10 protein-coding genes and 1 tRNA gene are annotated in these 7868 nt (G+C 39.8%); 3 read left to right on the top strand and 8 right to left on the bottom strand.

The window, feature by feature from the left end; translation table 11 throughout:
• Window positions 1-489 (top strand): translation elongation factor Ts (gene tsf, locus B4J23_RS08105; protein WP_291359864.1); only part of this gene is annotated, 489 nt, incomplete at its 5' end.
• A gap of 75 nt (window positions 490-564) precedes the next feature.
• Window positions 565-1071 (top strand): DUF3465 domain-containing protein, encoded by a 507-nt coding sequence (locus tag B4J23_RS08100; RefSeq protein ID WP_291359862.1) that lies wholly within the window; start codon window positions 565-567, stop codon window positions 1069-1071.
• Between the two features lie 45 nt (window positions 1072-1116).
• On the opposite strand, the gene B4J23_RS08095 is transcribed toward B4J23_RS08100, so the two are convergent.
• From B4J23_RS08095 to B4J23_RS08065, 7 genes are all read right to left on the bottom strand, one after another.
• Window positions 1117-1572, bottom strand: coding sequence for a DUF962 domain-containing protein (locus B4J23_RS08095; protein WP_291359860.1), 456 nt, complete (start codon window positions 1570-1572; stop codon window positions 1117-1119).
• Between the two features lie 231 nt (window positions 1573-1803).
• A complete protein-coding gene (locus B4J23_RS08090; protein ID WP_004784482.1) occupies window positions 1804-2418 on the bottom strand; it encodes a septal ring lytic transglycosylase RlpA family protein in 615 nt (204 codons plus the stop codon).
• Between the two features lie 289 nt (window positions 2419-2707).
• Entirely contained in the window at window positions 2708-3709 is a 1002-nt protein-coding gene (mltB, locus tag B4J23_RS08085) for a lytic murein transglycosylase B (protein ID WP_291359857.1), read from the bottom strand.
• A gap of 289 nt (window positions 3710-3998) precedes the next feature.
• Window positions 3999-4652: a hypothetical protein gene (locus tag B4J23_RS08080; protein WP_291359855.1), complete on the bottom strand. Its 654-nt coding sequence runs from the start codon at window positions 4650-4652 to the stop codon at window positions 3999-4001.
• A gap of 19 nt (window positions 4653-4671) precedes the next feature.
• Window positions 4672-5487, bottom strand: a complete 816-nt coding sequence (gene queF / locus B4J23_RS08075; protein ID WP_291359853.1) for an NADPH-dependent 7-cyano-7-deazaguanine reductase QueF — start codon at window positions 5485-5487, stop codon at window positions 4672-4674.
• The gene (locus B4J23_RS08070; RefSeq protein WP_291359851.1) at window positions 5487-6260 is read right to left on the bottom strand and encodes an ABC transporter permease; all 774 of its coding nucleotides are present in this window, start codon (window positions 6258-6260) and stop codon (window positions 5487-5489) included. The genes queF and B4J23_RS08070 overlap by 1 nt, the downstream gene beginning before the upstream one ends.
• Entirely contained in the window at window positions 6257-7192 is a 936-nt protein-coding gene (locus tag B4J23_RS08065) for an ABC transporter ATP-binding protein (RefSeq protein ID WP_291359849.1), read from the bottom strand. The genes B4J23_RS08070 and B4J23_RS08065 overlap by 4 nt, the downstream gene beginning before the upstream one ends.
• 179 nt (window positions 7193-7371) lie before the next feature.
• On the opposite strand from B4J23_RS08065, the gene B4J23_RS08060 reads away from it, so the two are divergent.
• Window positions 7372-7447, top strand: a tRNA-Arg gene (locus tag B4J23_RS08060).
• Between the two features lie 62 nt (window positions 7448-7509).
• On the opposite strand, the gene B4J23_RS08055 is transcribed toward B4J23_RS08060, so the two are convergent.
• Complete coding sequence (locus B4J23_RS08055; protein ID WP_166138277.1) at window positions 7510-7683, bottom strand: hypothetical protein; 174 nt, start codon at window positions 7681-7683, stop codon at window positions 7510-7512.
• Window positions 7684-7868: the final 185 nt, after the last annotated feature.

Genomic DNA, 7868 nt, shown 5'->3' with positions numbered 1-7868 from the left:
GTTCAAAAAATCGGTGAAAACATCCAAGTACGTCGTGCGAAAATTGTTGAAGGTGAAAACCTTGCTGTTTACAAACACGGTCTTCGTATCGGTGTTGTTGTATCTTACTCAGGTGATGCTGAAACTGGTAAAGGCTTGGCAATGCACATTGCTGCATTCAACCCGGTTGCTGTAAATGCTGAACAAGTTCCTGCTGACCTTATCGCGAAAGAAAAAGAAATCGCTGAAGCAAAAGCACTTGAATCTGGCAAACCAGCAAACATCGTTGAGAAAATGGTTGTAGGTTCTGTTGAGAAATACCTGAACGAAGTTGTTCTTGAGCGTCAACAATACGTAATCGACAACGACAAGAAAGTTGCTGAAGTTCTTAAAGCGACTGGTACTACTGTTGCTAACTTCGTTCGTTTCGAAGTGGGTGAAGGTATCGAGAAGAAAGCTGAGCTTTCTTTCGCTGAAGAAGTTGCTGCTGCTCAGGCTGCTGCAAAATAATTCGGTAACGGATTAGAAAAAAGCCCCGAATGGGGCTTTTTTTATGACTAAATAAAGAATAATCAAGGAGGAATTATGGCAAATAAAACCAATATGGGGATCGGGGCTGTTATTGCACTTTTGGTGGCTGCTTATTTAGGTCTGGATTTATCAAAATCTAAACAACAGACCAATACTTTTATACCTTTAGCAGAAATTGCGCTTCAAGAGCAGACTCATGTTCAAAAAAGTACGCATAAGCTTTCTGATGATACCCAGCGTATAGAGCAAGCTTACCAGCACAGACAAAGTGATCTTCAGGTTCAGGCGAGTGGTAAGGTAGTAGTGTTATTAAAAGATGATAATGAAGGTTCCCGTCATCAGAAATTTATTCTGGAATTATCCACTGGTCAAACTCTATTAGTTGCGCACAATATTGATCTGGCGCCACGCATCCAGAATATTCAAAAAGGGGATCAGGTTGAGTTTTTTGGTGAGTATGAATATAGCGACAAAGGTGGGGTGATTCATTGGACCCATCATGACCCATCTAATAAGCACATCAGCGGTTGGTTAAAACACCAAGGAAAAACCTATCAATAAGGGAATTTTCCCTGGTTTTATAAATGTAATGATATTACATACGCTTTAAGCGCACTGTATTGCCTCAGATTGACGAGATTTCCATTTAGGTAGGACTTTGCCTAAATAGGCATCCATGCACCATAACGGGCCAATGAGAAGGAATTGAAGGTCTTTAAAGAAAGAAGGTTTTTTACCTTCGACTTTGTGTCCATAAAATTGCCCAATCCAGGCAAAAACAAACAAGGCCATAAAGAAGCCGACACCTACAGGTAAAACCCAGATGAACCAGGCCATCATCAGGGTTAGCGCTGCCATTGCAACAGCCAGTACGATGTCTAAACGTGCATAAAACACAAAAGCCAGAACCAGGAGCAGGGCAGTCAGTAAAGCGCTAAAGTGTGCCATGATGCCAATAATGGAAAAATAGATGGTAGGCACGCAGACCCAATGGATCAGTTTGTTGGTTTTGTTTTGATGACTTTCACTATATTCATCTAACCATTCGGATATTGTTTTCATTCTATTGCTCCCATCCATGAACGTACTGTCAGTTTTCAAAATATAAAACAGTTTGGCGGGATGGTCAAAATGAAATCGATAGTGGGTGGGTAAAGGCCCGAGAAGGTTTATACCTGAATGAAATAACGTCGATAGTAGTTATGATAAAATCGGTTCGAATTTCTACTCTACATCACCAAATAAAAAAGCCACATGACTGTGGCTTTGAGTTAAATGTAGAGCGGTCAAATCTTATGAGTTTGGCCCATCTACACGCTCAATATTGACATGTGCAGTACCAGCATTGGTAATACCAAGCTGTTTAGCAGCACCGTAAGATAAATCTAGTACACGGTTACCATGGAATGGACCACGGTCATTCACCTTCACAACCACACTCTTACCATTGTTTTTGTTGGTCACGCGGATAAAGCAGTTTAATGGCAAGCTGCGGTGTGCAGCAGTCATTGCATTCATATCGAATGTTTCACCACTGGCAGTTTTACGGCCATGGAACTGACGACCATACCAAGATGCTGTACCTGTCTGACTGAATTTACGAACTGTGTTTGAAGCAACATTGTTCAGTTTCTCAATCACTGAAGGCTCTTCTGCAGGAATTGCAATTTTTGCTGCAATGGTTTGACGACGAACTTTATCGCCAGAACGCTCAGTGATTGAAAGGCTGTTCAAATTTGTGAAATTTGAATTGAAGCTTTGAGCTTCTTTGTTTAATACACGCGCTGCAAGACGCGAATTATCATGATCATTATTGAATGATGATGACTGAACCATATCTGCTTGCGATTGCGTTAGGGTAACGGTCGCGGCGATGGCCATAAAATACTTCAGAAAAGAAGAATGCATTGAATCAACTCCTAACAGCATGTTTCATTAGATTGGGCCTAAGTAGCTGATAATCCTATAAACATGCCTGATATTTAACTTATGCAACTACATTTAACGAATTGGATAATATTCATGCTGGCAACTGGCTGTCTAGTGTTTAATTAAAATAGTTAAAAAAAGTACGCAAAATAAACAATGATTGATTAAAAAATAATCAATATTGTAACAAGGTGTAAAAAATGCCTAAAATTTAGGCATTTTGTTTAATAAAAATCTTGACTTTAATAATATGTAGTAATTTTTACTGTTATCGGTTCGTAATTTCTGTACCTAAAAGCCACAATGCAGTGGCATACATACGACTACGATTGTACGTGGTAATCACTTGAAAATTCGGAAAAGTAATATAGTAAATCGGTCCGTAATTTTCTTGTAATTGAATGACATTGACCATATCAAGATCATCAATACGAACAATCGGATTCATCGGACTGATCCCTTGGGTTTTGATTACTCCATAAGGCGTTGGCTGTGTGAGATCCTTGGCGATGACAGAATCAGGATTCGAACCGCTATAACGGGCAGGAAAGGCAATTGGCTGATCTCGTTGCCAGCCATTCTGAGCCAGATAGTTTGCAATTGAACCAATCGCATCTACCGCAGAATTGCGCAGATCGATATGGCCATTGCCATCATAGTCGACCCCATACTTTGGAATATTACTTGGCATAAACTGCGGATAGCCCACAGCACCTGCATAAGAACCCACGATCGAGGATGCTGACACACCATCTTTATATGACCATGCGATCAATGCCGCCAGTTCATCCTGGAAGTATTGCGCACGACGTTCATAACCAAAGCCAAGAGTTGCCAGTGCATCACGGGTCACAAATGAACCCTTGTTGCTGCCAAAACCGGTCTCTACCCCCAAAATACCCAAAATGATCGATTGTGGTACACCAAACTGCTGCTCAGCGCGATTTAGTGTTGCAGCATATTGCTGCTTGAAACGTACACCACGTTGAATCGTACCTTCAGACAGAAAATTGGTCTTATAGGCATACCAAGGCTTACTTTCACCTGGACGATTCATGATATTGATAATATTTGGAAGATTTTTTGCTCCCGTCATTGCACTGTCTACTTGCTGGGCACTTAGACCATAGGTCTGCATAGTGTTTTGCTTGAAACTGGCATAAGAGGGATGATATTGAAAATCGTTGGCCAGGCTTAAACTACTGAGTCCGAATGCACTGACAAGGATCGAAAGCTGCTTCAATTTTTTATAAAAATTCGATTTCAACATCTTGGTATGATTTCCAATTTTTTGGTAGGTTTGTGGCTATGTCATTTCAATCGTGCCATGAAAAAGATCAATTCACTTTTCTCAATTTTCTGGCATTAGAGGCAATATTAAAGATAACATTCTGATGAATAGGAGTCATATAAACTCCCTTAAAAACAGGAAAAGGTTGGTTGTTTTTTCAGCATTTTGTATTTTAGTTCACAATAACTGTAACAAGCTATTTCTTAAGCCACAAAAAAACCTGACCGAAGTCAGGCTTAATCTGCATTTTTTGAATAAATATGCGGCTTTATTCAGTAAAGAATAAAGTGTCGTGATATTCTGCCATTGCCTGCAGTTCATCCTTATTTAAATTCAGGATGATTTTATCTGCTGCAATATTAATCGCTTTGATTACTGCTGAAGCACCAATATCAGCAGCCTTGCGTTTAATCATGCCTAAATCTAAGGTTTTATTAAAGTCGACCATAAAATGACGTACAGTTGCTTCACCAAACTGTTTATACAGATTGCTGAGACTCTGCTTATCGACACTTTGGCCAGCTTTTAATTCTGCATAGTGGTGTTTTAGGTTAGTGACCAGATTGGCATCTAGAGACTCACCAATACGGAAATTTCCTTCCGGATCTTTAAATAGGCTGCGTTCAGAAAAAGCAATTGACTCCTTGACGACTTCATTTGGTGCTTTACCCAGCAACTGTTTCAGTAACACTACTACAGTGGACTTGATATAGCCCGCCAGTTTTTCTGCTGTATCGTGTTTTTCGCTTGCAGGAAAACGGCGTACCAGTTCCGTGAGAATCGCATCAATGATTTCATCATTAATCATTAATGCGGTTTTATCACGCAGTGGATAAAGTGGTTCACTCGAGTTTTTATTTTTCTGTGCAGTCTGAATTGTATTTAATAGTTCTGCAGAAGGAATAAAACCAAAAAAAGGCATTCTTAAACCTCAATGTTTTTTATTGTCGCGCTAAACGAATAGGGCGAGGCATCCATGTGGAATCCGATACACGACAAGGGTTGATATCCAATCCACCACGGCGTGTATAGGTCGCATATACCATCAGCTTTTCCGGTTTCAGATTTTGCCAGATATCGGCAAACATCTGTTCCACACATTGTTCATGAAAACCGTTGTGCTGACGATACGAAATAATATAAGCCAAAATACTCTTATAACAAGGTTTTTTGCCCTGATAGCGTATAAATACTGTACCCCAGTCCGGTTGTCCAGTGACTGGGCAGTTACTTCTTAATAAATGTGAATAGAGTTGCACTTCGATATTTTCATCGCTGTACTGATCTAAAGACAATAAAGAAGCATCCGGATGATTTTCCAGGCGTTCCGGAATCAGGTCATCAATACAGATACCTTCAGGCTTGGAAATTTCCAGTTCATCGACATGGAAAAGATCCAGTGTGATTTCAGCACCGGCAGCTTTTGAGAGGTCTTTTTCTACAGTTGTAATAAAGGCCTCTTTCGAATCAAACTTGGCAAAGTTCAGACTATTGAAATATAGCTTTAAAGATTTTGATTCGATGAGATTTGGGGAAAATGCTGGCAGGGTAATTCGACCAATTGCTACTTGAGGTACGCCGGCAGCATTTAACCAAGAAATTTCAAATACATGCCACCAGTCTTTACCTTGCTGAATAGCTTCAACATGGGCATATTTTTCACGGGCAGGCGCACGGGAAATCGGAAACAAAATATCGGGTTGATACTCTGTTGGGTAGTTGGTGTCTTTACCAAGGAGAGAATGTTCTACACTCATTATTCACGCATTCCTGAACCACGAGACAATAAATAGTAAGCAATACCGTAAAGCACGGCACACCAGAAAGTAATCACGACCAATGAAATGGAAACATTGACATCACTATGACCTAAAATGCCGAAACGGAACGCATTGACCATATACACGATCGGGTTAACTAAAGAGAGATTTTGCCAGAACGGACTTAAGGCTGAAATCGCATAAAATACACCGCCTAAATAGGTCAGTGGTGTAAGTACAAAAGTCGGGATGATCGAGATATCATCAAAAGATTTGGCATAGAAAGCATTAATAAAACCGCCTAAAGAGAATAATAGCGAGGTAATGAGTACTGTATATATAGTCACAAACCAGTTAGTAATATAAAGGTCTGCAAAAAACAGGCTCATGGCACTGACAATAATGGCAACAAACAGACCACGAATTACACCACCCAATACATAGCCCCATAAAATGGCATGTAAAGGTACAGGGCTTATCATTAGCTCTTCAATGCTTTTCTGAAATTTTGAGCTAAAGAAGCTGGAAGAAACGTTGGCATAACTATTAGTAATCACCGCCATCATAATCAGACCAGGGACAATAAACTCCATATAACTATAGCCGCCCATTTCCCCAATACGTGAACCGACCAGATTACCGAAGATCACGAAATATAGACTCATGGTAATTGCTGGTGGCAGCAGAGTTTGTGGCCAGATCCGCATAAAACGGCGAACTTCTTTATGAACGATGGTATATAAGGCGACGCCGAGCTGATTTATATTCATTGTACAGCTCCATCCAGATTTTTCTCGACCATTTTCACAAATAGTTCTTCTAAGCGGTTTGACTTGTTACGCATACTGCGTACCTGAATGTTCTGTGATTCCAGTAACTGGAACAAATCATTCATGGAATGGGCTTTATCCAGTGTCACTTCTAGGGTCATTGGATCAACTAAATTAAATTTCACACCAATAATTTCAATATTTAATGGCTCAATAGGCGCAGCCAGATCGAAGATAAAGGATTCTTCATTAAGCTGATTCAGGAAGTTCTTCATAGTGGTATCTTCTTTGATCACACCACGGTCGATAATCGCAATCCGACGACATAACATCTCTGCTTCTTCCAGATAATGAGTCGTTAAAATAATAGAAGTACCATTACCGTTCATTTCATTAAGAAAATCCCACATGGAACGACGCAATTCGATATCTACACCGGCGGTCGGTTCATCCAGAATCAATAATTTTGGTTCATGCATCATCGCACGGGCGATCATCAGGCGACGTTTCATACCACCTGAAAGCATACGAGCTTGAGTAGAGCGTTTTTCCCAAAGACCCAGTTTATTTAAATATTCTTCAGCACGCGCTTGGGCAATTTTTTTAGGAATACCGTAATAACCGGCTTGAGTGACCAGAATATCAAAGGTTTTTTCAAACTGGGCGAAGTTAAATTCTTGGGGTACTACGCCTAAACATTGTTTGGCTTCAGAAGGGTGAGTATCCAGATTGTGACCAAAAATTTCAACGGTTCCAGAGGTTTTTCTTGTTAATGAACTGATAATACCAATAGTAGTGGACTTGCCCGCGCCATTAGGTCCTAACAGGGCATAGAATTCACCTTCAGGTACAGTTAAGTTGATTCCTTTAAGTGCCTGAAAACCATTTCTATAGGTCTTCGACAAATCCCTTAATGTCAGCGCATCAGTCATAGAGATCTCAAATGGTGAAAAGTTGAGATATTGTGAGTGATCTTGCAGAATAAACCAAGTCATTCACATGGAATTCTCTGTTGCTGTTTTGGCACACTGTATAAAGGATAGGCATAAAAATAACGAAGTTATAGATAGTTGCTTTACCTTATGCATTTTTTTGTTATGATGTGCATCGCGCGCTCATAGCTCAACTGGATAGAGTACAGGTCTCCGAAGCCTGTGGCGTGGGTTCGAGTCCCGCTGAGCGCACCATCATTTTATAAATTCACTTTCCTCATTAGACTAAAAAATCAATTCTAGATTTATAAAATAAATTATGGATTCTCTTCCTCTTCATCCTGATGTTTTTGACGTATTTGATCTCTTTTCACCTGAGGGTCTTGATCTACACCTAACTGACCGCGTTGAATCTCTCGATCCTGTTTCTCTTGCGGATCTAATTCCTCTTCTGGGAATTCTTCATTCAATTCTTCATCTGGTTTAACCATCGGGAATTACCTCTTGTTGAGAATATATATGTATAAGTCGCCTTAGTCCTTTAATTCTATAAAAGTGGGTGAATTACATTGTTGTATTTATAGTTTGTTTAATCTCATAAATTGTTGTTCCTATAAATAGATGTGCTGAGTAGTTTTTCTCTTAAAAAATTAGTATCTTATGCTCACAATAAAAA

Origin of the sequence: Acinetobacter sp. UBA3025, assembly GCF_002367915.1 — a bacterium.
Lineage (GTDB): Bacteria > Pseudomonadota > Gammaproteobacteria > Pseudomonadales > Moraxellaceae > Acinetobacter.
The sequence above is the reverse complement of the archived record's forward strand: the minus strand, read 5'-3'. Positions and strand labels throughout refer to the sequence as shown.

Excerpts from the sequence above, each read along its gene's own strand:
- B4J23_RS08100 (WP_291359862.1), top strand. The coding sequence starts at position 565 with ATGGCAAATAAAACCAATATGGGGATCGGGGCTGTTATTGCACTTTTG.
- B4J23_RS08095 (WP_291359860.1), bottom strand. The coding sequence starts at position 1,572 with ATGAAAACAATATCCGAATGGTTAGATGAATATAGTGAAAGTCATCAA.
- B4J23_RS08090 (WP_004784482.1), bottom strand. The coding sequence starts at position 2,418 with ATGCATTCTTCTTTTCTGAAGTATTTTATGGCCATCGCCGCGACCGTT.
- mltB (WP_291359857.1), bottom strand. The coding sequence starts at position 3,709 with ATGTTGAAATCGAATTTTTATAAAAAATTGAAGCAGCTTTCGATCCTT.
- B4J23_RS08080 (WP_291359855.1), bottom strand. The coding sequence starts at position 4,652 with ATGCCTTTTTTTGGTTTTATTCCTTCTGCAGAACTATTAAATACAATT.
- queF (WP_291359853.1), bottom strand. The coding sequence starts at position 5,487 with ATGAGTGTAGAACATTCTCTCCTTGGTAAAGACACCAACTACCCAACA.
- B4J23_RS08070 (WP_291359851.1), bottom strand. The coding sequence starts at position 6,260 with ATGAATATAAATCAGCTCGGCGTCGCCTTATATACCATCGTTCATAAA.
- B4J23_RS08065 (WP_291359849.1), bottom strand. The coding sequence starts at position 7,192 with ATGACTGATGCGCTGACATTAAGGGATTTGTCGAAGACCTATAGAAAT.
- B4J23_RS08055 (WP_166138277.1), bottom strand. The coding sequence starts at position 7,683 with ATGGTTAAACCAGATGAAGAATTGAATGAAGAATTCCCAGAAGAGGAA.